Genomic DNA, 25,082 nt, shown 5'->3' with positions numbered 1-25,082 from the left:
GGCGGTATGGACACCCTCGATCTCGACGACGTGCAGGGCCTGGTGGTCCGGGGCTACGGGCGGCTGAGGCACGCGGCGTTCCTGCTCTACGGCGTGGCGGACGCGGAGACCGCGCGGAACGCGCTGGGCCGGTGGGCGGGGCAGGTGACGAGCGGGGCGGTGGTCTCCCCCGAGTCGGCGGTCAACGTCGCGCTGACGGCGGCCGGCCTGCGGGCGCTGGCGGTGCCCGCCTCCATCGTCGCGTCGTTCTCCCCCGCGTTCGCGGAGGGCATGACGACCGAGCACCGGTCGCGGCTGCTCGGGGACGTCGGCGACGCTGACCCGCGGCGGTGGTCGTGGGGCGGGCCGGGCGGCGCGGAGGTGCACGTGCTCGTGCTGGTGTACGCCGCGACGGCGGATGCGTTGCGGCGGCGGGTGAACGCGCTGGAGCGCGGGGCGGGCGGGCTGTCCCGGCTGGCGGTGCTGCCGACGGATCCGCTGACCGGGCGTGAACCGTTCGGGTTCCGCGACGGGCTGTCCCAGCCGCGGCTGGCCGGGGTGGTGGGCGGTGACGGCGGGATCGCGCCGGGAGAGTTCGTGCTCGGGTACCGCAACGCCTACGGCCGGTTCACCGAGCGTCCCGTGCTGCCCGCGAGCGTGGATCCGAACAACCTGCTGCCGCGGGACGAGGCCGGGTCGGGCGGAGCGGACCTGGGCCGCAACGGCAGTTACCTGGTGCTGCGGCAGCTGTCGCAGGACGTCGACGGGTTCTGGTCGTACGTGCGTGAGCACGGCGGCGACGGGGCCGAGGGGGCGCGGCGGCTCGCGGCGAAGATGATGGGCCGGTGGCCGAGCGGCGCGCCGGTGGTGCTCTCCCCCGAGCGGGACGACCCGGAGCTGGCCGGGCACGATTTCCGTTACCACGAAACGGATCCCGATGGACTGGCGTGTCCGCTCGGGGCGCACGTGCGGCGGGCCAACCCCCGGGACTCGCTGCCGCCGCGGCCGGGTTCGGCGGAGTCGATGACGATCAACGACCGGCACCGGTTGCTGCGCCGCGGCCGCAGCTACACCAGGCGGCAGCGCGGCGGTGACACCGAGCGCGGGCTGTACTTCCTGTGCCTCAACGCGAACCTGGCGCGGCAGTACGAGTTCGTGCAGCACAGCTGGCTCAACGACCCCACGTTCAACGGCCTGCGGGACGACCCGGACCCGGTGGTGGCGCCGCGGGTCCGGGAGGGCGCGGTGTTCACCGAGCAGGCCCGCCCCGTGCGGGTGCGGCACCGCGCCCTGCCGGAGTTCGTGCGGGTGCGGGGCGGGGCGTACTTCTTCCTGCCGGGGATCGCGGCGCTGCGCTACCTCGCGACGGTGATGGCGTGAACCTCCGGAAGCAGGTCAACGACGCGGTGTCGCGGCTGGTCGCGCTGGAACGGCGGATCGACCCGTACGTGCGGCCCGCGTTCGACGCGGTGGTGCGCCCGCCGGTGCAGGGCCTCGTGCAGGCGCTGGTGCGGCGGTGGACGTTGCCGGTGTCCGGGGTGAGGGCCGAGGAGCTGTCGATCCCCGGTGAGGACGCGGCGCGCGCGGAGATCGTGAAGCTGATGAGCCGGTTCGTGCTGCGCGAGTACGCGCCGGGGCAGGCGCAGCGGGCGGGCAACACCAAGACCTACGGGGTGGTGCGGGCGTCGCTGGAGGTCCTGGACGACCTGCCGTTCCCGGTGCGGCACGGGTTGTTCGCGCGGCCGGCGACGTACGCGGCGTGGGTGCGGTTCGCCGGGCCGGGGCCGTTGTCGCCGCCGGACCTGGAGGACAACGGGATTCTGAGCATCGGGGTGAAGGTCGTCGGCGTGCCGGGGCCGAAGCTGCTGGACGACGAGCGGCACACGCAGGACTTCACCGGGATCAGCGCGCCGACGTTCACCACGCCCGACGTGGTGGCGAACGTCAAGCTGCAGCGGCACATCGGGAACGGCACTCCCCTGTGGTACTTCCTGGACCCGCGCGACAGCCACCTGGCGGACCTGGTGATGCAGGGCCTGTACGCGCGGACGCACACCAGCCCGCTGGAAACCGCTTACTGGAGCTGCGCGGCGTACCTGCTGGGGCCGGGGCAGGCGATGCAGTACCGGTTCGTGCCGCGCGCGGCGGGGCGGACGCGGGTGCCGTGGAACCCGCCGGACGACTACCTCGCGCAGGCGCTGGCGCGGACGTTGAGCACGCGGGAGGCGGAGTTCGACGTGCTGGTGCAGGTGCAGAACGACCCGCTGCGGATGCCGGTCGAGCACGCGTCGGTGATCTGGCCGGAGCGCGTGTCGCCGCCGGTGCGGGTGGGCGTGCTGCGGCTGCCGGTGCAGGAGCTGGACCCGGCGGAGCAGCGGGCGCGCGCGGACAGCCTTTCGATCAACCCGTGGCACGCGCTGCCCGAGCACCGGCCGCTGGGCAACCAGAACCGAGCGCGGCGGGAGATCTACCGGGAGCTGTCGGCGTTGCGGCAGGACATGAACGACGTCCCGCACGTGGAGCCGGGGCCCGACCGGTTCTTCCCGGTGCGGCGCTGACGGGTCAGGGCCTGGTGCCGCGCACGACGGTCGCGCCGCTGTCGTCGTCGGAGAACACGGACGGCGTGAGCCCGGCCGCGGTGAACACCGCGCTCGCGACCGGTGCCTGGCCTTCGCTGGTCTCCACGTAGAGGTGCCCGCCGGGGGCGAGCCAGTCCGGTGCTCCGGCGGCGACGCGGCGCAGCACGGCCAGCCCGTCGCTCCCGCCGTCGAGTGCGACGAGCGGTTCGTGCTCACGGGCTTCCGGGGGCATGTCCGCGATGGCGTCCGTCGGGACGTAGGGGACGTTGGACAGCAGCACGTCCACCCGGCCGCGCAGATCCGCGGGCAGCGGGGTGAACAGGTCGCCCTCGAAGACGTGCCCCGGGACGTTGCGGCGGGCGCAGCGGACGGCGGCGGGGTCGAGGTCGGTGGCGTAGAGCGCGCTGACGGGTGCGGCGGCCGCGAAGGCCGCGCCGAGCGCACCGGATCCGCAGCACAGGTCGACCACCACCGGTTCCGGCGGGGCCGCGGCGAGTGCCTGCTCGACGAGGAACGCGGTCCGCTGCCGGGGCACGAACACGCCCGGCTCGACGGCGATGCGCAGCCCGCGGAACTCCGCCCAGCCGAGGAGGTGTTCGAGCGGTTCCCCCGCCACCCGGCGCGCCACGAGCGCGGCCAGCTCCGCCGGGTCGGCGGTGGCCTCGACGAGCAGGCGCGCCTCGTCCTCGGCGAACACGCAGCCGGCGGCCCGCAGCCTGGTGACGAGGTCAGTGGTGGGAAGCACGGCCCACCTTAGCCCGGGGCGGCGACCGCCTTGGCGCCCGGTAGTCCTCAGACGTCTGCGTGATCTCTGGTAGCGTCCTCCGCCGTGGTGACGCTGAAACACGGACCCGTCGTGCCGCAGGTGGAGACCCTGCTGCGCGAGCGGCTCCGCGAGGGGCACTGGAAACCCGGGGAACGCCTGCCCAACGAGGTCCGCCTCGCCGCCGAGCTCGGCGTCGGGCGCTCGTCGGTGCGTGAGGCGGTCCGGCTGCTCGCCCGGGACGGGCTGCTCGACGTCCGGCACGGCTCCGGCACCTACGTCACCGACGCCCCGGCCGGCTCCCCCGACGTCGGCGTGCTGGTCCGGCGCGCCCACCTGCTCGAGGTGTACGAGGTCCGCCGCGCGCTGGAGGTCGAAGCGGCCCGGCTGGCCGCCCAGCGGGTGCGGCCGGAGGACATCGACCGCCTGCGGGCGGGCCTGCGCAGGCGCCAGGAGCTGCTGGACGCCGACCCCGCCGAGTTCGTCGCCGCGGACCTGGAGTTCCACCGCGCCGTCGTCGAACTCGCGGGCAACGGGCTGCTGCGGGACCTGTTCGCCGCCGCCCTGCCGGTGCTGCACGACGCGATCGTCGAGATGTTCCGGCACGAGCCCCGGCTGCCCGACGTCTCGGCCGCCCACGCGGACCTGCTCGACGCGCTCGAGCGCGGGGACGCCGACGCCGCGGCCGCCGCGACCGTCGCCCACCTGCAGACCATCGTCTCCCGGATCCGGTCGGCGGTGGCGGACTCGTGACCGCGGTACTGGCCGTCGACGAGGTGGACCTCGTCCGCGACGGGAACTACCTGCTCAGCTCCGTCTCGCTGACCGTCCGGGAAGGCGAGCACTGGGCGCTGCTGGGCGGCAACGGCGCGGGCAAGAGCACGCTGCTGAGCCTGCTCGGCGCCCGCGCGCACCCCACCCGGGGCACCGTCGAGGTGCTGGGCCACCGCCTCGGCCGGGTGGACATGCGCAGCCTGCGCGCCGAGATCGGGCACATCGACCCCCGGCACCCGCTGCGGACGCCGCTGCGCGTGCGCGAGGTGGTGCTGACGGGGCTGACCAACACCACCGAGCTGGTGCCCCGGTGGCGGCCCACCGCCGAACAGGTCGCCCAGGCCGACGAGCTGATCGCCATGCTGGGCCTGAGCACCCGGCGCGACGCGCTGTGGCCGGTGCTGTCGCAGGGCGAGCGCGGCCGCGCACTCATCGCACGGGCGCTGATGCCGCGACCCCGGCTGCTGCTGCTCGACGAACCCGCGACCGGCCTCGACCTCGCCGCCCGCGAGCAGTTGCTGACCAGCCTGGACGCGCTGCGGCGCCGTCACCCCCGGCTGGCGACCGTGCTCGTCACGCACCACCTGGAGGAGCTGCCCGGCAGCACCACCCACGCGCTGCTGCTGCGCGAGGGCCGGGCGCTCGCGGTCGGGCCGGTCGACGAGGTGCTGACCAGCGACCTGGTGACCAAGTGCTTCGACCACCCCGTGCGGATCACCCGCGAGGACGGCCGGTGGGCGGCGCGGGCCGACCGCTGAGCAGGATCGCCAGCAGCTCGTCCGGGGCGTCCCGCATGAGGTTGTGCTTGCTGTCCAGCTCGTGGACCGTCCACCTGGGATCGTCGCGCAGCCGCTCCCACGTGGCCCGGAAGGGGGACTCGCCGTCCCAGATCCGGGCGTAGACGTAGTCGCGGCGGATGTCGGCCGGCTCGCGGGCGAGGCGGATGCGCTGCAGGAACGTGGCCAGCGGGTGCGGTGTCGCGCGCGGGTCGAAGAACGGCAGCGGCTTGACGCCGTACCCGGTCTCCCCCACGTCCAGGTACCACTCCCGCTGCGCGTCGTTGGTCAGCGTCCAGCAGGATTCGCCGTCGCGCGGCACGAAGGCGTCGAGGTAGACCAGCGAGCCGACCCGCTCGGGTGCGCGGTCGGCGACGCCGGTGATGACCACGCCGCCGTAGCTGTGCCCGACGAGCACGGCGTCGGTGATCTGCTCGTACTCCAGCACGTCGAGCACGTCCTGGATGTGCGTGTCGAGGTTGACCGCCCCGGTCAGCTCCGCGGCGCGCTCCGCCAGTCCGGTCAGGGTCAGCGGGAACGCGCGGTGCCCGGCACGGCGGAGGTCCTCGGCGAGGGGCTGGAAGCACCAGGCGCCGTGGCAGGCGCCGGGCACGAGGACGAAGGTGGTCTGTTCCGCGTTCATGTCCCCAGCTTCGGGCGGAGCGAGCCAGAAGTCCAAGAGCTGGTTCTGCTGGCTGCGAGAAGCGATGGTTATACCTAGACTCGGCCGTTGTGGAACTGCGGCAGCTGGAGTACTTCGTGACCGTCGCCGAGGAACGCAACTTCACGCGCGCCGCGGAGAAGCTGCACGTCGCGCAGCCGGGCGTGAGTGCGCAGATCCGGCGGCTGGAGCGGGAACTCGGCCAGGAGCTGCTGGACCGCTCCGGCCGGGCGGTGCGCCTCACCGAGGCCGGGGCCGCGGTCCTGCCCTACGCCCGCGCGGCCCTCGCCGCGGTCGACGGGGCGCGGCACGCGGTCGACGAGCTGGCCGGCCTGCTGCGCGGGCGCGTCGCGCTGGGCATGGTGACGTCGCACAACGTCGACCTGCCGGGATTGCTGGCCGCGTTCCACCGCGACCACCCGGGCGTCGAGGTGACGCTCACCGAGGCCGGCTCGGCAGAGCTGGTCGAATCGCTGCGCCGCGGCACCCTCGACGCGGCGATCGTGTCGCTCGGGCCCGAGCCACCGCCGGACCTGGTGTACGCCGTGGTGACCGACGAAGCGATCACGGCCGCGGTCGCGGTGGACGACCCGTTGGCGGCGCGGTCGGAGATCCCGCTCGCCGCACTGCGGGACCGCCCGTTGATCAGCCTGCCCCCGGGCACCGGCATCCGCTCGCACCTCGACACCGCCTGCGCCCGTGCCGGTTTCGCCCCACGGATCGCGTGTGAGGCCAGCGATCCGTCGATGCTGGCCCAGTTCGCGACGCGGGGCCTCGGCGTGGCGATCCTGCCGGACTCGCTGGCCCGCTCCTGGCCGGGACTGCACCCGCTCACCGTCGTCGACCCGCCGCTGCGGGGCCGGCTGGTCTTCGCCTGGCGGGCGGCGGGACCGCCGGGCCCGGCCGCGAGGGTGCTGATCGACCGTGCCCGCCACCTGCTGGGCGGCTAGGAGTCTCACGCACCACCACGGCTCGCCTTCGCTCGCCGAGACGGTCGATTCGCCGGGGTGTCCCTGCTGCGCGTCCTCGGCTGGCTCTCCCGCTTACCGCCCTCGGCTGCCTCCATGGCCGGTGCACGGGCTGGTCGTGCCGGGTCCTCGACCGTCACCACGACCGACTTCCCCGGGCAGCTCCTACCCGGCGCCTTCGACCTTCCCGGCGGTCGACTCACCCGGCCTGCCCCTGCTTCCCACCCTCGCCGGTCGGCTCACCACGCTCCTCCTCCGCCGGGGGCGCGGCGGTGCGGGCGGCCAGCGCCGCCCGCATCTCGGCGAGTTCGGCCCGTGCCTCCGCCAGGCCGCTCGCCAGCGTCTCCGCGCGGGCTTCGGCGACGCGGCGTGCGGTGCGCTCCTCCGCCAACAGGTCCAGCACCTCCTGTCGTTGCGCCCGCTGGGCCTCCGCCTCCGCGCGGACACGCGTTGTCTCCTCGCGGGCGTGGTCGACGGAGCGTTCGGCCGCGGCCAGCTGCGCACGGGCGGCGGCGAGCCGCTCCGACAGCACGGTCAGCTCCGTCGTGCTCTGCCGTAGCTCCTCGCGGAGCTGGTCGACTTCCTGCCGCGCCGCGGCGCGTTCGGCGTTGAGCTGGTCGCGGCGCGCGTGCTCGGCACGGAGTTCTTCGGCGAGTTCGTCGCGCGCCTTCTCCGCCGCGAGGCGGGCGGCTTCGGCGGCACCTTTCGCGCGCTCGTGCTCCGCGACTTTCGCCCAGGCTTCGCGCTTCTCCCGTTCAGCCTCCGCAGCCGCACGCTCGGCCAGTTTCTCCGCCTCGGCACGGGCCGACCGGTCCTCGCGCGCCTGCACCAGGGCCTGGTCCCGCGCCCGCTCCGCCTGGTCCGCCCGCCGCAGGGCGTCCTCGGCCTCGGCGCGGGCAGCCCGTGCCTCTTCCTCCGCCTGCCGCACCTGGGCGAGCGCCCCCTGCTCAGCCTCGTCCAGCCGCGCCCGCAGTTCGGCGATCGAGTCCAGCAGCGGCTGCGCCAACGGCCCGAACGCCTCGGCCACCCGCCGCATCTCCACGAGGGGATCCACGATCGCCGAGGTCTGCGCGGCCCGTCGCGCGCGGGAGGCGGCGTCGGCGTGCCCCTTGCAGCAGTACGACGACGGCCGCCCGCCCTTCCGCCGCCCGTGCTCGTCCACCGCCGGGGGCGGCAGCGGGTTGTCACAGCCCTCCAGAGCGCAGATCTGGCCCTCGACCAGCCCGTTTTCCATGGCTCTAGTTTCGCGTACGCGATAGCTAAACCGGTAGCACGACACGCGAAACTGCTCAACCTTTCCGATATCTTGCTCCGTGATAATCACAGTTATGACGGAGCTGGCGCCCTGGGGTGGTTCACGCGGCGATCTGGAGGACCTCGCGGAGGCGGTGTCGCTGCTGCCCGCGCTGCCTCCCGCCGACCCCGGGGATCGGTACGCGATTCGTCACGTGACGGTGCTGTGGCTGAAGGCTGACAAGAGCGAGCACACGCAACGCGCCTACTACGCGGACCTCGCAGCGTGGCTGTCCTGGTGCCAGCGGACGGGGCTCGATCCGCTGAAGGCCCGGCGGGCGGACGTGGACGCCTGGAAGACGACGCTCACCGTCACCGGCCGGGACGGTGTTCCGCGCCCGGCCGCACCGTCGACGGTGGCGCGGACGCTGGCGGGCGTGTCGAGCTGGTACCGCTACCTGCAGTCCAACGACGTCACCGAACGCAACCCCGTCGCGGCCGCGGGGCGCCCCAAACGCGACCGCACCTCTCCCCTGCCGGCCCTCGACGAGAAGGCGACCGCAACGCTGCTGGACCACGCCGAACGCCGCGCCCGCTCCGAGGCGTCCTGGCGCGACGCGGCCCTGGTCGCGCTGCTGTTCTACACCGGGCTCCGCGTCTCCGGGATCACCGGCGCGCAGGTCTCCGACCTGGCGATCGACGCCGGGCACACCATCCTGCGCTACACGGGCAAGGGCGGCCGCCGCGACTTCGTGCCCCTGGTCGCGCCCGCGCTCCGCCCGCTGCGGCGGTACCTGGAACTGCGTGCCGAACGCGAGCACCGCGGCCTGGACGACCTGGCCGGTCCGCTGCTGGCCACGACCCCGCACCCGCACGACCGGAGCAAGCCCGGCGGCAAGCCGTTGCGGCAGCGCGACGTGTGGCAGACCCTGCGGCGGCTCGCCGCCGAGGCGGGCATCCCCGGTGCGGCGAGCATCAGCCCGCACACCGCCCGCCGCACCACCGGCACCCTGCTGCTCGCGCACGACGTGCCGGTGCAGAAGGTGCAGGACCTGCTGGGCCACGCCGATATCCGCACGACCCGCGACCACTACGACGCGCACCGCCACAAGCTCGACAGCTCGCCGGTGCACACGCTGGCGCAGATCCTCGCCGAACGCCGTGGCGGGAAGTGACTGAACCGGATCAGGCGACGAGAGGACCTGCCGGACCCCGTGATCGGGCCTAGACTGCCACGCAACGGTTCAGCCGGTAGCCGTTCCCAGCCGTCGACTCCATCCGCTTCCCCCGGATGGGAGATGGAGGCCCTCATGGCCGCCGCAGATGCCGTTCCGGTCCAGCGCACCGCCCTGCCCCTCCAGCGCGGAAGCCACGCTCCCGCCGTGACCCCGCAGCTGCGGCTGTCCGTCGAACGGCCCGAACCCGGTGCCGCCGTCGTCCACGTCCTGGGCGAGCTCGACGGGATCACCGCCCCCCGGCTCACCGAGCTGCTGGCCGCCCGGCTCCGCGGCACGCTGCGCACACTCGTCGTGGACCTGCGTGACGTGGACTTCCTCGGCGCCGCGGGGCTTTCCACGCTGCTGTACGCCGACCTGCTCGCCCGCCAGCGCCACATCGCGCTGTGCGTCCTGGCCGATGGCAACCGCGCGGTCAACCGCATCCTGGAGATCACCGGCGTCGACCGCCGCCTGACCGTGCGGCGGACCCCGGCCTGCTGACCGGCGGCCCCCAGTACCGTCGACCGCGTGCGCATCCTGTTCACGTTCGTCGGCGGCAGCGGGCACTTCCGCCCCCTCGTGCCCCTCGCGCGGGCAGCGGCCGCCGCCGAGCACACCGTCGCCTTCGCCTGCCCGGGCCGGATGGTGCCCGCGGTCGAGAAGGCCGGCTTTCCCGCGCTGGCCACCAGCCCGCCCGGCGGCGCGCCGCCCGACCGGCTGCCGCTGTCGGCACCCGATCCGCAGCGGGAGGAACGCGACCTGCGGGAACACTTCGCCCGGACCGGCGGGCGTGAGAACACCCCGGTCCTGCTGAAGCTCGCCGGGCAGTGGCGGCCCGACGTTGTGGTCCGCTGCGAGGTAGACTTCGGTGCCGCGCTGGCCGCCGAGCGCCTCGGCCTGCCGTGTGCGGTGGTCCTCGTACTGGCCGCGGGCGGGTTCCTGCGCCCGGACGTCGTCGCCGAGCCGCTGCACGAACTGCGTGCCGAGCACGGGCTGCCCGCCGACCCGCGGCTGCGGATGCTCGCCGGTGACCTCGTGTTCGCCCCGTTCCCGCCGTCCTTCCGCGATCCGCGGTTTCCCTTGCCGGACGGCACTTTCGCCTTCCGCCAGGGCGATCCCCGCCCGCCGGCCGGGGGCGAGGTCGTGTACTTCACCCTCGGCACGGTGTTCAACACCGAATCCGGCGACCTGTTCTCCCGGGTGCTCGCCGGGCTGCGGAAGCTGTCCGCCCCGGTCGTCGCGACCACGGGTGAGCACATCGACCCCGCCGAGTTCGGCCCCGAGCCGGAGCACGTGCGCATCGAGCGGTTCGTGCCGCAGGAGTCGCTGCTGCCGCGGTGCGCGGTCGTGGTGTCGCACGGCGGTTCCGGCAGCGTGCTGGGCGCACTCGCCCACGGCGTGCCGTCGGTGCTGCTGCCGATGGGCGCCGACCAGCCGCACAACGCCCGCCGCTCACTCGACCTGGGCACCGCGCGCCTGCTCGATCCGGTGACCGTGACGCCCGAGGACGTCGAAGCCGCGGTGTCGGCCGTCCTCGCCGACGAGCGCTACCGGCAGGCCGCCGACCGCCTGCGGGAGGAGACCAACACGCTGCCCGGGGCGGACGCGGCCGTGCCGCTGCTGGAAAAGCTCACCTGACCACGCGCCGGAGCCGCCACCGCGACCGCATAGAGTGATCGGCATGAGCAAGCGCTTAGTGGCCCTCGGCGACTCCTTCACCGAAGGCGTCGGCGACGACGACCCCGGCCGCCCGAACGGCGTGCGGGGCTGGGCCGACCGGGTGGCCGAGGTCCTCGCCACCCGCGAACCGGACTTCCGCTACGCCAACCTCGCCATCCGCGGCAGGCTGCTGGGCCAGGTGCTGTCCGAGCAGCTCGAACCCGCGCTGGCGATGGACCCCGACCTGGTCACGCTGTACGCGGGCGGCAACGACCTGATGCGCCCCAAGGTGGACATCGACGCGCTCGCCGACGAGTACGACAAGGCCGTCGCCCGGCTCACCGAGACCGGGGCGACCGTGGTGCTGTTCACCGGTGTCGACGGGGTCGAGGACCCGCTGTTCCGGCGGATGCGCGGCCGCACCGCGATCTACAACGAGCACGTGCGCGTCATCGCCGCCCGGCACGGCGCGCGGATCGTGGACCTGTGGGCGATGCGGCAGCTGCGCGACCGGCGGCTGTGGTCGACCGATCGCCTGCACCTCAACGCGCTCGGGCACGCCGAGGTCGCGATCGCCGTGCTCGACGTCCTCCAGGTGCCGCACGAGCTCACCCCCGCCGCGCTCGGCCCGCGCCCGGTCCTCCCGGTGCGGCAGCAGCGCGCGGAGAACCTGCGGTGGGCCCGCGAGCACGCGCTGCCGTGGATCGGGCGGCGGCTGCGGGGCGAGTCCTCCGGGGACACGGTCGGCCCCAAGCGTCCGGCCCTGGCCCCCGTGGAGAGCTGACCCGCGCCCGGCGGTCACGGAAAGTTGTTGTCCGCCCGGTCTGGACTTCGCCCGGTCCGTCAGCGAAGGTGGCCCTGCAGAGTGATCCCCGTCACGGGAGGCCACGATGGTGCTCGGACGCAACGAAGCGAACAAGGTCATCGACAGCCCGGCCACCGAACAGCGGACGCAGGTCCGCCGTGCCGCCTTCGCCAGCGCGATCGGCACGACGATCGAGTGGTACGACTTCTTCCTCTACAACACCGCCGCCGCGTTGATCTTCCCCCAGCTGTTCTTCCCCGCGTCGAGCAGCTACGCCGGGGCGATGCAGTCCTTCGCCACCTACGCCGTTGGGTTCGCGGCCCGGCCGGTCGGCGCGGCGATCTTCGGCTACTGGGGTGACCGGATCGGCCGCAAGGCCACGCTGGTGATCACGCTGCTGCTGATGGGCCTGGCGTCGGCGCTCGTCGGCCTGCTGCCCGGTGCCGCGTCGATCGGGATCGCCGCGCCGATCGTCCTGGTGGTGCTGCGGCTGGTCCAGGGCATCGCGATCGGCGGCGAGTGGAGCGGGTCGGTGCTGCTCGCGATGGAGTGGGGTGACCAGCGGCGCCGCGGCCTGCTGGGTAGCTTCGCGCAGATCGGCGTCCCCGTCGGGCTCGTGCTCGGCACCGGCGGCATGACGCTGCTGTCGGCGGTGCTCAGCGACGCCGCGTTCGACTCGTGGGGCTGGCGGATCCCGTTCCTGCTCAGCTTCGTGCTCGTGGGCATCGGGCTGGTGATCCGGCTCCGGATCATGGAGACCCCCATGTTCGCCGCGATCGTGGCCAAGCAGCAGACCTCGCGCAGCCCCGTGGTGGACGCGATCAAGCACCACTGGCGCGAGATCCTGCTCTCGGCGGGCCTGCGGTTCAGCGAGCAGATGCCGTTCTACCTGTTCACCAGCTACGTGCTGGTGTACGTCGTGGCGGAGCACCACTACTCGAGGACGTTCGTGCTCAACGCGGTGCTCGTCGCGGCGGCGCTGGAGCTGGTGACGATCCCGCTGTTCTCGCAGCTGTCCGACCGCATTGGTCGCAAACGGGTGTACCTGTCGGGCGCGGTGCTGACGGGCCTGCTGGCGTTCCCGTACTTCGCCGTGCTCAAGGCCGGCGGGTACGTGCCGATCTTCCTCATCGTGATCGCGTCGATGATCGGGCACGCCATGCAGTACGGGCCGCAGGCGGCGTTCATCGGCGAGAGCTTCCCGACGCACCTGCGTTACGGCGGCGCCGGGCTGGGCTACCAGCTCGCGTCCGTGTTCGCGGGCGGGCCGGCCCCGCTGCTGGCGACGTGGCTGCTGCAGGTCACGGGCACGCCGTACTCGATCTCGGCGTACATCCTGCTGGCCGTGGTCGTCACGGTCCTGTGCGCGGTGCTGATCACCGACCGCTCCCGGGCCGACATCGCCGACTACGCCACCTACGCCCGCCGGAGCTGACCGGGACTACTCCCGTTCGACCCTGCGCAGGCCGTGTGCCGGTGTCCACCACTCGACGACGAGGACCGTGGCCGCGTCGTCGAGGTGGGTGTGCACGACCTCGGTGATGTCGGTGTGGAAGCGCTCTCCCGCCGGGCCGTCCTTGATGGGCCCGGCGGGGATCGCGCGGCCGGAGATCTTCGCCTCGCCCGGCCAGTCCGCCTCGGCGCCCTGTACCGGGTCGACGGTGGCGCTGTGCAGGGCGAAGCGCGGGTCCCGGTGCAGGTCCGCGCCCTTGCGGGCCTGCGGCATGGAACCGAAGACCAGTTCGCCGTCCTCGAACTCCGCTTCGATGCCGGAGATGCGCGGCCCGCCGTCGGCGCGGATCGTCGCGATCGTCTTGTGCCGGTGCGCGTCGAACAACGCCCGCACGCGCCGCGCGAACTCCGGTACGTCGGCTTCGACGTCTCGCCAGGCCGTCATCACTGCTGGGGGTACTGCGGCGGCTGGGGCGGCTGCTGCGACGGGTACGGGCTGGCCGGCGGCGTCGTGTAGTGCTGGCCGGGCTGCCGCAGCGGCAGCCCCTGCTGCGGCCCGGTCGCCGGGCCCGCCTGCGGCGGCGGAGGCGGCGCCTGCGGGGCGGGTGCCTGCTGCACGGGCGGCTGCGGTGCGGCCTGGGGCGGAGCGGCGGGCGGCGGCGAGTCGACCGGGGCCTCCGGTGCCTGCTGCTCGGACCCGGACATGCTGCCACCCCGGAGCAGGTCCGGCGGCGGGGTGGACGGCGCGGCGCCCAGCGGGCCGGGCACCTCCTGGCGCGCCACCTTCTCCGCCTCACGCACCGCCTCGGCGATCCGGGGGTCGGTGGAGGTGTCGAACCAGCTCGCGACGTCGTCGTCCTCGAGGTTCGGCGGCGCCACGTCCTCGTCGGCGGGCGCCTCGTAGCGGAACACGCCGTCGTCACCGGACTTGCCGAACGCGCGGGCGAAGTTCTCCAGCGCCTTGCCGTAGTCGCTGGGCACGAGCCACACCTTGTTCGCGTCGCCCTGCGCCATCTGCGGCAGCGTCTGCAGGTACTGGTAGGCCAGCACCTCCGGCGTCGGACGGCCGGCCTTCACCGCGGCGAACACCTTCTCGATCGCCTTCGCCTGCCCCTGCGCCTGCAGGTAGCGGGCCGCCCGCTCACCCTGCGCGCGCAGGATGCGGGACTGCCGGTCGGCCTCGGCGGCCATGATCGTGGCCTGCTTCTGGCCCTCCGCCGCGAGGATCTGCGACTGCTTCTGGCCCTCGGCCGTCTTGATCGCGGCCTCCCGCTGGCCCTCGGCGTTGAGGATCATCGCGCGCTTCTCCCGGTCCGCGCGCATCTGCTTCTCCATCGAGTCCTGGATGGACGGTGGCGGGTCGATCGCCTTCAGCTCGACGCGCGCGACGCGGATGCCCCAGCGGCCGGTGGCGTCGTCCAGCACGCCCCGCAGCTGGCTGTTGATCTGGTCGCGCGAGGTCAGCGCCTGCTCCAGCGTCATCCCGCCGACCACGTTGCGCAGCGTCGTGGTGGTCAGCTGCTCGACACCGACGATGTAGTTGGAGATCTCGTACACCGCGGCCCGCGAGTCGGTCACCTGGAAGTAGACGACGGTGTCGATGGAGACCGTCAGGTTGTCCTCGGTGATCACCGGCTGCGGCGGGAACGACACCACCTGCTCACGCAGGTCGATCCGGGCGCGCACCCGGTCGAGGAAGGGCACGAGGAAGTTCAGGCCCGGCGAGGCGACGGTGCGGAAGCGGCCCAGCCGCTCGATCACGGCGGACTGCGCCTGCGGGACCACCATGATCGCCTTCGCGATCGTGACGATCACGAACAGCGCGATGACCGCGACAACGATGATCGCTGCGGTTCCCAAGTTCTCTCCCGATCTCCGGTGGGTTGCTCAAATCTCCGGGGACACCACGGCCGTGGCGCCCGCTATCTGTACCACGGTCACCTTCGTGCCGGGCTCGATCCGCTGACCTTCGGCGACGCTGCGCGCCGACCACACGTCGCCGCCCAGCCGCACCTGCCCGCCCTCGCCGTTGACGGTGGCCACGACGACCCCCGTGGTGCCGATGAGCGCCTCGGGCCCCATCTTGATCTCGGGGGTGTGCAGGAACCGCCGCTTGAGCGCGGGCCTGGCCAGCCACAGTAGCGCGACCGAGGCGACGCCGAACACGATGACGTCGACGACCACGTTGCCGGTGACCAGCGCCGCGCCCGAGGCCAGCAGGGCACCGCCGCCGAGCATGAGCAGCACGAGGTCGCCGGACAGCACCTCGGCGGCCATCAGCGCGATGCCCGCGATCAGCCAGATCAGCGCCGGTGTCATGGGGCTCATCGTGGCAGAAGGCGGCCGGTCGCAGCCACTGAACACGCGAAGCCACCCCGGGTGGACCAGCGGTTCAGCCCTCCGGAGCGGTGACGAAGTCGATCAGCCGCTCGACCGCGCCGAGCAGCGGGGTCTCCAGGTCGCGGAAGCCGGCCACGGCGCCGAGCACGCGCTGCCAGCCCTCGTACGGCTCGCCCCAGCCCAGCTCCGCGCAGACGCCCTCCTTCCACGGCACGCCACGCGGGACCACCGGCCACCGCTCGATGCCGACCGCGGCCGGTTTCACGGCCTGCCAGATGTCCACGTACGGGTGACCGGTGACGAGCACGTGCTCGTCGTGGATCGCCTCCACCAGCCGGGATTCCTTGCTGCCCGCGACGAGGTGGTCGACGAGCACGCCGAGCCGCCGCTGCGGGCCGGTGCCGAATTCCCCGATGCGCTCGGCGAGCACGTCCACCCCGTCGAGCGGTTCCACCACGACGCCCTCCACGCGCAGGTCGTGGCCCCACACGCGTTCGACGAGCTCGGCGTCGTGCTTGCCCTCGACCCAGATCCGGGAGTCACGGGCTGTGCGTGCCCGCAGGCCCTCGACCTTCACCGAGCCGGACGCCGAGATCCTCCTGGCCGGCTGGGCGGGCGCTTTCGGCGGCACGAGCGTCACCGGCTTGCCCTCCAGCAGGAACCCGGCGGGCTCCAGCGGGAACACCCGGTGCCGCCCCTGCCGGTCCTCCAGCACGACGGTGCCGGGTTCGAGCCGCACCACCGCCCCGCAGTAGCCGCTGCGCGGGTCCTCCACGACCAGTCCCGGCTCGGCCGCGACCTCCGGGATCTTCCGCCTGCGCGGCCCGGCGAGGATGTCGTCATACGAATGGGAGCGCACGACCGGGGACGGTAGCGCCGGATTCCTCAGCGCGTCGCGCCGCCACGCCGGGCGGGGAACAGCAACGCCGTCAGCACGGTGGCGGCCGCGACGAGCCCGGCGGCGACGAGGAAAGCCAGGTGGTAGCCCGCGGTAAGCGCTTCCCGGACGGGCAGGCCGGGCAGCGCGCCGGTGCGCACGGTGGCCAGCACCGCCAGCGCCGACAACCCGAGCGCACCCGCGACCTGCTGGGTGGTGTTGAACAGTCCTGACGCCAGGCCGCTGTCCTCGGCCCGGGCGTCGCGCATGCCGAGTGCGATGAGCGCGGGCATCGCCAGCCCGAACCCGACTCCCAGCAACAGCAACGCGGGCAGCAGGTCCGGTGCGTAGTGGCCGCCGGCCGGCACGCGGGCCAGCAGGAGGAGCCCAGCCGTGATCAGCACCAGGCCGGTGAGCAGGACCGTGCGCTCGCCGAAGCGGTTGGTCACGCGGGCGGACACGGCGATCGAGACCACGGCGATGGCGGCGGCGACCGGCACCATCGCCAGGCCGGTCCACTCGGCGGTGTAGCCCAGCACCTGCCGCAGGTGCAGCACGACGAGGAACTGGAAGCCGAACATCGCGGCGATGAGCAGTCCCAGCACGACGTTGGCGCCCGACAGCGTGCGGACGGCGAAGATCCGCAGCGGCAGCAGCGGGCGCGTGGCCTTGGCCTCGCGGAACAGGAACGCGGCGAGCAGCGGCACCGCCAGTGCCGCGGCGACGAGGTCGTTCTCGACGATCGCGTACACCCCGAGCATCAGTGCCGCGGTGACGAGCAGCGCGCCGAGCACGTCCGCGCCGTCGCGCGGGCCCGTGCCGCGGTCGCGGTCGAGCAGGCGCAGCGCGGCCAGGCCCGCCACGAGCCCGATCGGCAGGTTGATCAGGAAGATCCAGTGCCAGCTCGCGGCCTCGGTGAGCACCCCGCCCGCGACGGCGCCGATCGAGCCGCCCGCGGCCTGCACGAAGCTGAACGCGCCGATCGCCTTGGCCCGCTCCCGCAGGTCGGGGAACAGGGCGACGATCATGCTCAGCGCGACGGCAGACGAGGCGGCGCCGCCGATCCCCTGCAGGAACCGGGCGGCGACGAGGATCCCGGCGTGCCACGCGAGGCCGCACAGCAGCGACGCGACGGTGAAGACCGCGAGCCCGGCGAGGAACACCCGGCGCCGGCCCACCAGATCGCCGAGGCGGCCGCTGAGCAGCAGCAGCCCGCCGAACGCGATGAGGTAGGCGTTGATCACCCAGGCCAGCCCGGCCTGCCCGAAGCCGAGGTCGGCGCCGATCGAGGGCAACGCCACGTTCACGATCGTCTGGTCGAGCACGATCATCAGCGTCTGCGCGCACAACACGGCCAGCGCGAGCCAGCGGCGCCGAGCTGTGGCGGGCACGGTTTCCAGCACCTGACCTCCAAAGGGGCACGATTTGTAACAGGCTCATCGTGCGGCGGCCGGTGAGAGCGCGGAAGAAGGCAGTTTCGTGTTCCGCTGGCACATGGAGGTAACCGTCCAGGTCAGCCGCGCGGGCTCCGGGAGAGTTTTCCGGCGGGGCTTGGATGCGGGTAGTTTCAGGGCATGGCCGACACCGCGCAGCTGACCGAAGCCTGCCCGATCGCCGAGGTGCTGGACCACGTCGCGGGCAAGTGGAGCATCGGGGTGCTCGTGGCCGCCGCGCACGGTCCCGTGCGGTTCACGGAGCTGGAGCGCGAGGTGGCCGGCATCAGCAGGCGGATGCTGACGCTGACGCTGCGCAAACTCGAACGCGACGGGCTGCTCGTGCGCACGGTGTACCCGACGGTGCCGCCGAAGGTCGAGTACTCGCTCACCGACATGGCGCGCGAGCTGTACACGTCGCTGACCGGCCTGCTCGGCTGGGCCGAACGGCACCGCGGCGACATCGCCCGCGCCCGCGCCGCCTACGACGCGGCGGGATAGCGCTCGCCCGCATCCGGCGCTCAGGTGAGGGACGCCGAGAGTGCGAGCAGCGAGTCGGTGAAGGCGCTGCGGCCCTGCCGCCGCAGCGGACCGAGTGCGGCCAGCACGGCCATCGCCCGCGCCCACGCCTGGACGCGGCTGGGGTCGAAGGAGGGCAGCGCGGCGACCGCGTCGTCGAGGTCCCGGCCGGGCAGCAGCACCCAGTCCACGGTGTCGAACGCCGGGTCCCCGGCGCACGGCCGCGGGTCGATCACCACGGGCCCGTCGGCACCGGCGAGGACGTTGGCGGGGTGCAGATCGCCGTGCAGCAGGGCGTTCCCGTCGTCGGCGGCCAAGGCCAGTGACGCGGCGAGGGAGGCCTCCATCAGCTCGGCGGGGACGCGGCCTTCGGCGTGGGGCGCGGCCAGCGCGAACATCTGCCGCACCCGGTCGGTCAGCGGCGGAATGCCGGGCGGCGCGGGCACGGCGTGCAGGCGCGGGAGCAGGTCGTCGATCTCCTCGGGCCGCCACCCGCGCTCGGACAGCGGAGTGCCGGGCTCGATCCCCGCGAGCAGGAGCGCCCCTTCCGCCACGTCGGCGTCGACCACGTCGACGACCTGCGGGCAGCCCGCCCACGCACGCAGCGCACTGGCCTCGGTCCGGGTGATTTCCGTGTCGGGGCACAGCTTGAGCACCACCAACGCGCCGTCCCGGGTGCGGCATCGCAGCGTGCGGCCGGTGTTGCCGGACAGCGCGGCCTCGACCGTGAGACCCCAGCGGCGGGCCAGCCGCGCGACCCGCGCGGGCAGCTCGTCGCACCACGCGGCGGCTTCCGGGCCGAACCGGGTCAGCAGCCGCGCGGGCGGCGTCGTCCAGGATCAGAACAGGGGCCAAGGGATCGCCCGCCAGTCGTCCCCCGGCTCGGGGAACACCCCGGCGGCCAGCAACGCCTCGGCGCGTTCGGCGATCGCGCTGATCTCCAGCCCGGTCAGGTGCTGCGACAGCTCCTCGCCCAGCGGGCCGTAGATCTTCTCCGGCAGCGCGCGCAGCTTCTCCACCGCGTCCTCGGGCAGCCGCTCCCCGATCCAGCCCCACAGCACGGTCCGCAGCTTCGGCTCGGCGTGCAGGCAGATGCCGTGGTCCACGCCGTAGACCCGGCCGTCGGCGCCCGCGAGCACGTGCCCGCCCTTGCGGTCGGTGTTGTTGGCGACGATGTCGAGCACCGCGAGGTCACGGACACCGGGGTGGTCGGCGTGCGCGAGGACCGCCGGGTCGCCGAGCCGGTCGTGGGCGTGCAGCACGGTCCGCCAGCCGGGCGGCACGTCCTCCGGGGCACGCACGTCGATGAGCTCGTCGTCACCGGTCTCGATCCACAGCTGCACCATGCCGGAGCCGAACGGCCCGTCCCGCAGCACGGTCGGCGGGATCAGGCCCAGCCCGGAGGCGTCCGAGAGCAGGAACGTGGCGACCTCGCGCCCGGCGAGCGTGCCGTCGGGGAAGTCCCACAGCGGGCGTTCACCCGACACCGGCTTGTACACCGCGTTGGCGGTCATGCCGTCCAGCTCCACCGAGCAGAACAGCGTGACGTTCGAGGCGTCCACCAGCCGGCCCTCCACCTCGAGCCGCCCGTGGGACAACAGGAGCCTGACGGCCGGATCGGCCGGGCTGAGGGACTCGGCCACGCGCTATTCCTCGGCCAGGTCGGTCTCGCGGCGGTAGCCGTTCTGCCGCGGGCAGATGTGGCCCGCCGGGTCGAGCGGCTCCCCGCACAGCGGGCACGGCTTGCGCCCCGCGTTGACCACGCGGTCGGCGCGTTCGGCGAAGGCGCGGGCGGCGGCGGGCGTGAGGAACACCCGCACCGCGTCCGGGCCCTCCTCGGTGTCGTCGAGCACCACCGTCTCGTCGACCTCGCCCTCGGTGATGGCGAGCAGCTCGACGACGACGGCCTTGCTCTCGGCGTCCCAGCCCAGCCCCATCGTGCCGACGCGGAACTCCTCCTCGACGGGCACGCTGAGCGGTTCGACGTCGACGAGGTCCTCGGGGACGGTCTCGGGCACGTCGGCGCCGAAGCGGCTGGCGACCTCTTCCAGCAGCGAGCCGAGGCGCTCGGCGAGCACCGCGACCTGCTGCTTCTCGATGGTCACGCTGATGGTGCGGACGTCCTCGGACGCCTGCAGGTAGAAAGTGCGGTCGCCAGGTTCCCCGACGGTTCCTGCGACGAACCGGTCGGGCTGGCGGAAGACGTGGATTACACGAGCCATGGCACCTCCGACCCTAGGCCACCGTTGCATGATCGGCATCCGCCGCCCCTGCCGAAGCGCAGTGGAGCCGGTCACGTCCGGCGCCGACTAAAGTGCAGCGGTGCCCCGAACCTCACCGTACGGAACCTGGACCTCACCGATCAGCGCCGCCGACGTCGCCGCCGCGGGTGGCGGCGCGCAGTGGCTCGACGCCGTGGACGGCGAGCTGTGGTGGGCCGAGGCCAGGCCGGCGGAGGGCGGCAGGCTGGCGGTCGTGCGCGCGGACGGCACCGAGGTGCTGCCCGCGCCGTGGAACGCCCGCAACAGGCTGCACGAATACGGCGGGCGCCCGTGGGTGGCGATCGGCCGTTCCCTGTACTTCACGCACTGGGACGACCAGCGGGTGTACGTGCGTGATCTGGACACCGGGGACGTGACGCCCGTTTCGCCGGAACCGCCTGTGCCCCAAGGCGTCCGCTACGGCGATCTGCGGCGTGGTCGCGACGGCGAGGTGTGGGCCGTCCGCGAGACGAGCACCGGGCCGCGGCGCACCGACGTCGAACGCGACCTCGTCGCGTTCGCGGGAAGCGAACTGCGCTCGCTCGCCGCCTCGCACCGGTTCCTCACCGCGCCCCAGCTGTCCCCGGACGGCCGGCACGCGGCGTGGCTCGGCTGGAACCACCCCGCGATGCCGTGGGACGAAACGGAACTGTGCGTCGCGGAGGTGCGTCCGGGCGGCGCGTTCGGGCCGCACCGCGTGCTCGCCGGGGGCGCCGGCGTCTCGGTGTGCCAGCTGGAGTGGGAGTCGCCGGAGACGCTGCTCGCGCTGGCCGATCCGGACGGCTGGTGGAACCTGCACCGCGTCGGGCTCGACGGTGCGCTGACCAAGCTGGCGCCGGTCGAGCAGGAGCTCGGCGGTGCACTGTGGAAGGTCGGCTCGCGCTGGTTCACGCCGTTGGGCGGCGGGCGGCACGCCGTGCTCAGCTCGGGCCGTCTCGCGGTGCTCGACGAGCACGCGCGCACCGTCACGCCGGTGGTGCCGGAGCTGACCGAGTGGGCGCCCGCGCTCGCCGCGTTCGACGGCGGGGTCGCGGGGATCGCGGCAGGGGCGGACCGGGAAAGCGCGGTCGTGCGCGTCGATCTCGGCACGGGCACGGCGACGCCGGTCGTGTCCTCGGCCGAGCCGCCGCCCGCGGCGTACCTGCCGGTGCCGGTGGAGCGGGTCTTCACCGGTCCGGACGGCGAGCGGATCCCGGCGTACGTCTACCCGCCCGCCAACGCCGACTTCACCGCGCCGGACGGGGAGCTGCCGCCGTTCCTGGTCCACGTGCACGGCGGGCCGACCGGCCGCAACTACCCGGTGCTGGACCTGGACTTCGCCTACTTCACCAGCCGCGGCATCGGGGTCGTCGCGGTGAACTACGGCGGCTCGACCGGTTACGGCCGCGCCTACCGCGAGCGGCTGCGCGAGCAGTGGGGCGTCGTCGACGTCCGCGACTGCGTGACCGTGGCGCGGGCGCTGGTCGCCGAGGGCGTCGCCGACCCGGCACGGCTGGCGATCCGGGGCGGCAGCGCGGGCGGGTTCACGTCGGCGGCCGCGATGACCACCGAACGCACCTTCGCGGCGGGCACGATCAAGTACCCCATCCTCGACCTGGCGGGCTGGACCGGCGACGGCGGCGAGACGCACGACTTCGAGTCCCGGTACCTCGACGGCCTCATCGGGCCGTTGGACACCGCGCGGCAGCGCTACGCCGAGCGCTCCCCGCTCACCCACGCCGCCGCGCTCACCGGCCCGGTGTTGTTCCTGCAGGGCCTCGACGACCAGATCTGCCCGCCCGACCAGGCCGACCGGTTCGTCAAGGCGTTGCGCGGCACCGGGATCCCGCACGCGTACCTGACGTTCGAGGGTGAGCAGCACGGCTTCCGCAGGGCCGAGACCATGATCACCGCGCTGGAGGCGGAGCTGTCGTTCTACGGGCAGGTGTTCGGGTTCGACACCCCGGGCGTGCCGCGGCTGGAGCTCCAGCGGTGAGCACGGTCGCGCTCGTCACCCCGGCCGGGCCGGTCGCGCCGGAGCTGCTGGACGCGGCGACGGCCGAACTGGAGTCGTGGGGGCTGACGGTGAAACGCTTCGCCACCGCGGGGAACCGGCACCCGTCGCTGCGCTACCTCGCCGACACCGACGAACAACGCGCCGCGGACTTCCAGGCGGCCTGGCTGGAACCCACCGTGTCCGTCGTGATCGCCGCCCGCGGCGGCTACGGCACGCAGCGCATGCTGGACCTGCTCGACTGGGACGCGCTGCGCGCCGCCGGGCCGAAGCTCTTCGCCGGCAGCAGCGACGTCACCGCCCTGCACGACGCGATCGCCACCCACCTCGGGCTGCCGACCCTGTTCTCCCCCATGCCCGCGGGAACGTTCTGGGACGCACCCGCCGCCGCGGGGCTGCGCGCAGCGTTGTCCGAGCCCTCGCGCCCGGTGGTCGTGCGGGGAACGGCGGTCGTGCCGGGCACGGCCCGGGGCGTCACGACGGGCGGGAACCTGAGCCTGCTCGCCGCGGGCGTCGGGACGCCGGAGCACCGGCGGCCGGCCGGGGCGATCGCGTTGCTGGAGGACGTGTCCGAGGCGCCGTACCGGATCGACCGGATGCTCACGCAGTTGCTGCGCGCCGGCTGGTTCGACGCGGTCACCGGCATCGTGCTGGGCTCGTGGACCGACTGCGGGAACCCGGAGGAGGTGCTGCTCGACCGGCTGGCGCCGCTGGGCGTGCCGATCCTGAGCGGTGCCGCGTTCGGGCACCTGCCCGGCGCGGCGACCGTGCCACTGGGTGTTCCGGCCACCCTCGAAGCGGGCACCCTGACCGTCGATGGACGCTGAAACCCGGTTCGCCGCCGCCCGCGTCGCGCGGCTCGCCACCGCCGACGCGGCCGGGGTGCCGCACCTGGTGCCGGTCACCTTCGCGCTGGACGCGGGCGAGATCGTGTTCGCGGTGGACCACAAACCCAAGCGCAGCACCGATCTCAAGCGGCTGCGCAACATCGCCGCCAACCCCGCGGTGAGCTTCCTCGCCGACGGCTACGACGAGGACTGGACGCGCCTGTGGTGGGTCCGCGCCGATGGCCACGCCCGCGTCCTCGACGCCGACCCGGCGGCCGTCGCCGCCCTGCGCGCGAAGTACCCGCAGTACCGCGACCACCCACCGGAAGGGCCGGTGGTGCGGACGACGGTCAGCGCGTGGCGGAGCTGGGCGTCAGGCTGAGACCCCGCCGCCCTCGGCCACCGACCCGGCCGCGGGGCGGCGCCACGCCCCGATCAGGCCCAGCGGGTCCGGGCGCAGCAGCGACGCGGCCGCGTACACGCCCAGCGCGATCGTCACCACGACGAACCACCAGTCGTACAGCGCCTGCTCGCCCGTCGGGTAGTACGCCATCACCAGGAACACCGCGACCCCGACGACGACCGCGAGGTGCCTGCGGCGCCACGGGAACGCGGCGGCGACCACGAAGCCCCACGTGAGGTACCAGGGCAGGGTCGGCGGGGCGAGGATCGCGGTGGCCAGCAGCGTCATGGCCATCCGGAAGATCGCCTCGTTGCCGCCGAACCGCGAGCGCCACCACTGCCGCACCGCGAACACGGCGAGCGTGAGCATCGCCAGCGCACGGGCCACGGTGACGAACGGCGACTCGGGCACGTTGATCACCAGGTGCACCAGGGTGTAGGCGATCTGGCCGAGGCCGGTCGGGAAGTTCACCCAGTTCGTCACCAGCGTCGGCGCCTGCAGGCCGGTCACCCAGCCGAGGTTGAACGAGCCGAGCGACACCCAGGTGCCCAGCACGAACACGACGGCGAAGATCCCGACCGACGCGGCACCGGCCTTGAGGAAGTTGCGCACGCGGCTCTCACCGGACAGGTGGTTGGCCCACACCCACACCAGGAACGGCAGCGCGACCGCCGCCGTGGGCTTGATGAGCATGCCCAGCGTGACGAGCGCGATCGCCAGCGCGTGCTTGCGTTCCAGCGCGGCGAGCACGCCGATGGTGAGGAAGCCGAGCATCAGCAGGTCGTTGTGCGGGCCGCCGACGAGGTGGATCACCGTCATCGGGCTGGCCACGGCGAGCCACATCGTGATCGGCAGCTTGCCGCCGAGGTGGCGCACGAGCCGGGGCAGCGCCCACAGCATCGCGCCGAGGCCCAGCAGCAGCACCAGCCGCGTCACGATCACACCGGCGATGACGTTGTCCCCGGTGAGGGCGACGACCCCCTTGGCGACGAGCAGGAACAGCGGGCCGTAGGGCGCCGGAGTGGTCTGCCACACCGGGTGCACGTTCTGCACGACGTTGGGCAGCGTCTCCAGCTCCGCGGGGCCGTGCGCGTACGGGTCGAGCCCGTGCAGCAGCTGCGCGCCCTGGCCGAGGTAGGAGAACACGTCCCGGGTGAACAGCGGCGGCGAGATGATCAGCGGCGCCATCCAGCACGCGGCCGCGATCACGATGGGGCGGCTGCCGATCCGCCCGGCGAGCATGTAGCGGCCCAGCCGCACCCACGCCCACACCACGAGCCCGAACCCGGCGTAGAGCACCGCGTTGGCGAGCATCCGGCCGTGTCCGTAGCGGACCCACGACAGCGGGCCCGTGCCGATCACCGGGTCGCGGATGAGCACACCGCCCGCGCCGAGCGCGCCGAGCAGCAGCAGGACGCTGCCGATCGTGCCCATCGAGATGGTGCGGTACGGGAACCGGGAGGGCACCCGCGCACGCGCCGTCCCCGGGTGCGCCTGCGGCGCCCCGGCGTCGGAGTCCAGTGCCGGGACCTGCGCCGCGGGATCAGTAGTGGTCGCCATTTC

26 protein-coding genes are annotated in these 25,082 nt (G+C 73.6%); 14 read left to right on the top strand and 12 right to left on the bottom strand.

The features are described 5' to 3' along the window. Positions 1-6: 6 nt before the first annotated feature. Positions 7-1,359 (top strand): Dyp-type peroxidase, encoded by a 1,353-nt coding sequence (locus tag BMZ92_RS02925; RefSeq protein WP_091504068.1) that lies wholly within the window; start codon positions 7-9, stop codon positions 1,357-1,359. Then, positions 1,356-2,537 (top strand): catalase family protein, encoded by a 1,182-nt coding sequence (locus BMZ92_RS02920; RefSeq protein ID WP_091504067.1) that lies wholly within the window; start codon positions 1,356-1,358, stop codon positions 2,535-2,537. The genes BMZ92_RS02925 and BMZ92_RS02920 overlap by 4 nt, the downstream gene beginning before the upstream one ends. Positions 2,538-2,541: 4 nt before the next feature. Here BMZ92_RS02920 and BMZ92_RS02915 read toward each other — a convergent pair whose 3' ends face one another. After that, positions 2,542-3,303 (bottom strand): putative protein N(5)-glutamine methyltransferase, encoded by a 762-nt coding sequence (locus tag BMZ92_RS02915; RefSeq protein WP_091504066.1) that lies wholly within the window; start codon positions 3,301-3,303, stop codon positions 2,542-2,544. A gap of 84 nt (positions 3,304-3,387) precedes the next feature. Between BMZ92_RS02915 and BMZ92_RS02910 the strand changes: the two genes are divergently transcribed. Together BMZ92_RS02910 and BMZ92_RS02905 are read left to right on the top strand one after the other, a co-directional pair. Further along, positions 3,388-4,074, top strand: coding sequence for a FadR/GntR family transcriptional regulator (locus BMZ92_RS02910; protein WP_091504065.1), 687 nt, complete (start codon positions 3,388-3,390; stop codon positions 4,072-4,074). Then, on the top strand, positions 4,071-4,853 hold the full coding sequence (locus BMZ92_RS02905) for an ABC transporter ATP-binding protein (RefSeq protein WP_091504064.1): 783 nt from the start codon (positions 4,071-4,073) through the stop codon (positions 4,851-4,853). Before BMZ92_RS02910 ends, BMZ92_RS02905 begins: the two co-directional genes overlap by 4 nt. Here BMZ92_RS02905 and BMZ92_RS02900 read toward each other — a convergent pair. After that, positions 4,810-5,514, bottom strand: coding sequence for an alpha/beta fold hydrolase (locus BMZ92_RS02900; RefSeq protein WP_091504063.1), 705 nt, complete (start codon positions 5,512-5,514; stop codon positions 4,810-4,812). The two genes, BMZ92_RS02905 and BMZ92_RS02900, sit on opposite strands and share 44 nt — an antisense overlap. Positions 5,515-5,603: 89 nt before the next feature. Between BMZ92_RS02900 and BMZ92_RS02895 the strand changes: the two genes are divergently transcribed. After that, a complete protein-coding gene (locus BMZ92_RS02895; protein WP_091504062.1) occupies positions 5,604-6,482 on the top strand; it encodes a LysR family transcriptional regulator in 879 nt (292 codons plus the stop codon). Between the two features lie 217 nt (positions 6,483-6,699). Here BMZ92_RS02895 and BMZ92_RS02890 read toward each other — a convergent pair whose 3' ends face one another. Then, entirely contained in the window at positions 6,700-7,734 is a 1,035-nt protein-coding gene (locus tag BMZ92_RS02890; RefSeq protein WP_091504061.1) for a coiled-coil domain-containing protein, read from the bottom strand. Positions 7,735-7,828: 94 nt separating this feature from the next. On the opposite strand from BMZ92_RS02890, the gene BMZ92_RS02885 reads away from it, so the two are divergent. The 5 genes from BMZ92_RS02885 (at position 7,829) to BMZ92_RS02865 (ending at position 12,849) form a co-directional block, all read left to right on the top strand. Continuing rightward, entirely contained in the window at positions 7,829-8,908 is a 1,080-nt protein-coding gene (locus tag BMZ92_RS02885; RefSeq protein WP_091504060.1) for a tyrosine-type recombinase/integrase, read from the top strand. 207 nt (positions 8,909-9,115) lie between these two features. Next, positions 9,116-9,451 carry an STAS domain-containing protein gene (locus BMZ92_RS02880; protein WP_177228507.1) on the top strand — a complete coding sequence of 112 codons (336 nt, stop codon included), beginning with the start codon at positions 9,116-9,118 and terminating at the stop codon, positions 9,449-9,451. A 27-nt stretch (positions 9,452-9,478) separates the two neighbouring features. Continuing rightward, positions 9,479-10,588: a glycosyltransferase gene (locus BMZ92_RS02875; protein WP_091504058.1), complete on the top strand. Its 1,110-nt coding sequence runs from the start codon at positions 9,479-9,481 to the stop codon at positions 10,586-10,588. A gap of 43 nt (positions 10,589-10,631) precedes the next feature. Next, positions 10,632-11,393, top strand: coding sequence for an SGNH/GDSL hydrolase family protein (locus BMZ92_RS02870; RefSeq protein WP_091504330.1), 762 nt, complete (start codon positions 10,632-10,634; stop codon positions 11,391-11,393). Between the two features lie 106 nt (positions 11,394-11,499). Continuing rightward, positions 11,500-12,849 carry an MFS transporter gene (locus BMZ92_RS02865; RefSeq protein ID WP_091504057.1) on the top strand — a complete coding sequence of 450 codons (1,350 nt, stop codon included), beginning with the start codon at positions 11,500-11,502 and terminating at the stop codon, positions 12,847-12,849. 6 nt (positions 12,850-12,855) lie between these two features. On the opposite strand, the gene BMZ92_RS02860 is transcribed toward BMZ92_RS02865, so the two are convergent. The 5 genes from BMZ92_RS02860 to BMZ92_RS02840 all read right to left on the bottom strand — a co-directional run bounded on the left by BMZ92_RS02860 (position 12,856) and on the right by BMZ92_RS02840 (position 17,474). After that, complete coding sequence (locus tag BMZ92_RS02860; RefSeq protein WP_091504056.1) at positions 12,856-13,311, bottom strand: pyridoxamine 5'-phosphate oxidase family protein; 456 nt, start codon at positions 13,309-13,311, stop codon at positions 12,856-12,858. Beyond that, positions 13,311-14,726, bottom strand: coding sequence for an SPFH domain-containing protein (locus tag BMZ92_RS02855; RefSeq protein ID WP_245782851.1), 1,416 nt, complete (start codon positions 14,724-14,726; stop codon positions 13,311-13,313). Before BMZ92_RS02855 ends, BMZ92_RS02860 begins: the two co-directional genes overlap by 1 nt. Before the next feature lie 27 nt (positions 14,727-14,753). Further along, positions 14,754-15,185 carry an NfeD family protein gene (locus BMZ92_RS02850; RefSeq protein ID WP_091504055.1) on the bottom strand — a complete coding sequence of 144 codons (432 nt, stop codon included), beginning with the start codon at positions 15,183-15,185 and terminating at the stop codon, positions 14,754-14,756. 73 nt (positions 15,186-15,258) lie between these two features. Beyond that, complete coding sequence (locus BMZ92_RS02845) at positions 15,259-16,065, bottom strand: DUF3097 domain-containing protein (RefSeq protein WP_091504054.1); 807 nt, start codon at positions 16,063-16,065, stop codon at positions 15,259-15,261. 26 nt (positions 16,066-16,091) lie between these two features. Continuing rightward, complete coding sequence (locus BMZ92_RS02840) at positions 16,092-17,474, bottom strand: MFS transporter (RefSeq protein WP_342743452.1); 1,383 nt, start codon at positions 17,472-17,474, stop codon at positions 16,092-16,094. 183 nt (positions 17,475-17,657) lie between these two features. On the opposite strand from BMZ92_RS02840, the gene BMZ92_RS02835 reads away from it, so the two are divergent. Beyond that, positions 17,658-18,017 carry a winged helix-turn-helix transcriptional regulator gene (locus BMZ92_RS02835; RefSeq protein WP_091504053.1) on the top strand — a complete coding sequence of 120 codons (360 nt, stop codon included), beginning with the start codon at positions 17,658-17,660 and terminating at the stop codon, positions 18,015-18,017. 20 nt (positions 18,018-18,037) lie between these two features. Here BMZ92_RS02835 and BMZ92_RS02830 read toward each other — a convergent pair whose 3' ends face one another. From BMZ92_RS02830 to BMZ92_RS02820, 3 genes are all read right to left on the bottom strand, one after another. After that, entirely contained in the window at positions 18,038-18,724 is a 687-nt protein-coding gene (locus tag BMZ92_RS02830; RefSeq protein WP_342743458.1) for an aminoglycoside phosphotransferase family protein, read from the bottom strand. A 150-nt stretch (positions 18,725-18,874) separates the two neighbouring features. Next, positions 18,875-19,678 (bottom strand): SCO1664 family protein, encoded by an 804-nt coding sequence (locus BMZ92_RS02825; RefSeq protein WP_245782850.1) that lies wholly within the window; start codon positions 19,676-19,678, stop codon positions 18,875-18,877. Between the two features lie 3 nt (positions 19,679-19,681). Next, positions 19,682-20,257 (bottom strand): DUF3090 domain-containing protein, encoded by a 576-nt coding sequence (locus BMZ92_RS02820; RefSeq protein WP_091504052.1) that lies wholly within the window; start codon positions 20,255-20,257, stop codon positions 19,682-19,684. Positions 20,258-20,357: 100 nt separating this feature from the next. Between BMZ92_RS02820 and BMZ92_RS02815 the strand changes: the two genes are divergently transcribed. From BMZ92_RS02815 to BMZ92_RS02805, 3 genes are read left to right on the top strand one after another with little or no spacing between them, the layout of a single operon-like run. Further along, entirely contained in the window at positions 20,358-22,271 is a 1,914-nt protein-coding gene (locus BMZ92_RS02815) for a S9 family peptidase (RefSeq protein WP_091504051.1), read from the top strand. Next, a complete protein-coding gene (locus BMZ92_RS02810) occupies positions 22,268-23,116 on the top strand; it encodes a S66 peptidase family protein (RefSeq protein ID WP_091504050.1) in 849 nt (282 codons plus the stop codon). Before BMZ92_RS02815 ends, BMZ92_RS02810 begins: the two co-directional genes overlap by 4 nt. Then, positions 23,106-23,498: a TIGR03668 family PPOX class F420-dependent oxidoreductase gene (locus tag BMZ92_RS02805; RefSeq protein WP_091504049.1), complete on the top strand. Its 393-nt coding sequence runs from the start codon at positions 23,106-23,108 to the stop codon at positions 23,496-23,498. The genes BMZ92_RS02810 and BMZ92_RS02805 overlap by 11 nt, the downstream gene beginning before the upstream one ends. On the opposite strand, the gene mptB is transcribed toward BMZ92_RS02805, so the two are convergent. Further along, positions 23,490-25,079, bottom strand: coding sequence for a polyprenol phosphomannose-dependent alpha 1,6 mannosyltransferase MptB (gene mptB / locus BMZ92_RS02800; RefSeq protein WP_091504048.1), 1,590 nt, complete (start codon positions 25,077-25,079; stop codon positions 23,490-23,492). The two genes, BMZ92_RS02805 and mptB, sit on opposite strands and share 9 nt — an antisense overlap. Positions 25,080-25,082 lie beyond the last annotated feature (3 nt).

The organism is Amycolatopsis sacchari (assembly GCF_900114035.1).
Lineage (GTDB): Bacteria > Actinomycetota > Actinomycetes > Mycobacteriales > Pseudonocardiaceae > Amycolatopsis_E > Amycolatopsis_E sacchari.
The sequence above is the reverse complement of the archived record's forward strand: the minus strand, read 5'-3'. Positions and strand labels throughout refer to the sequence as shown.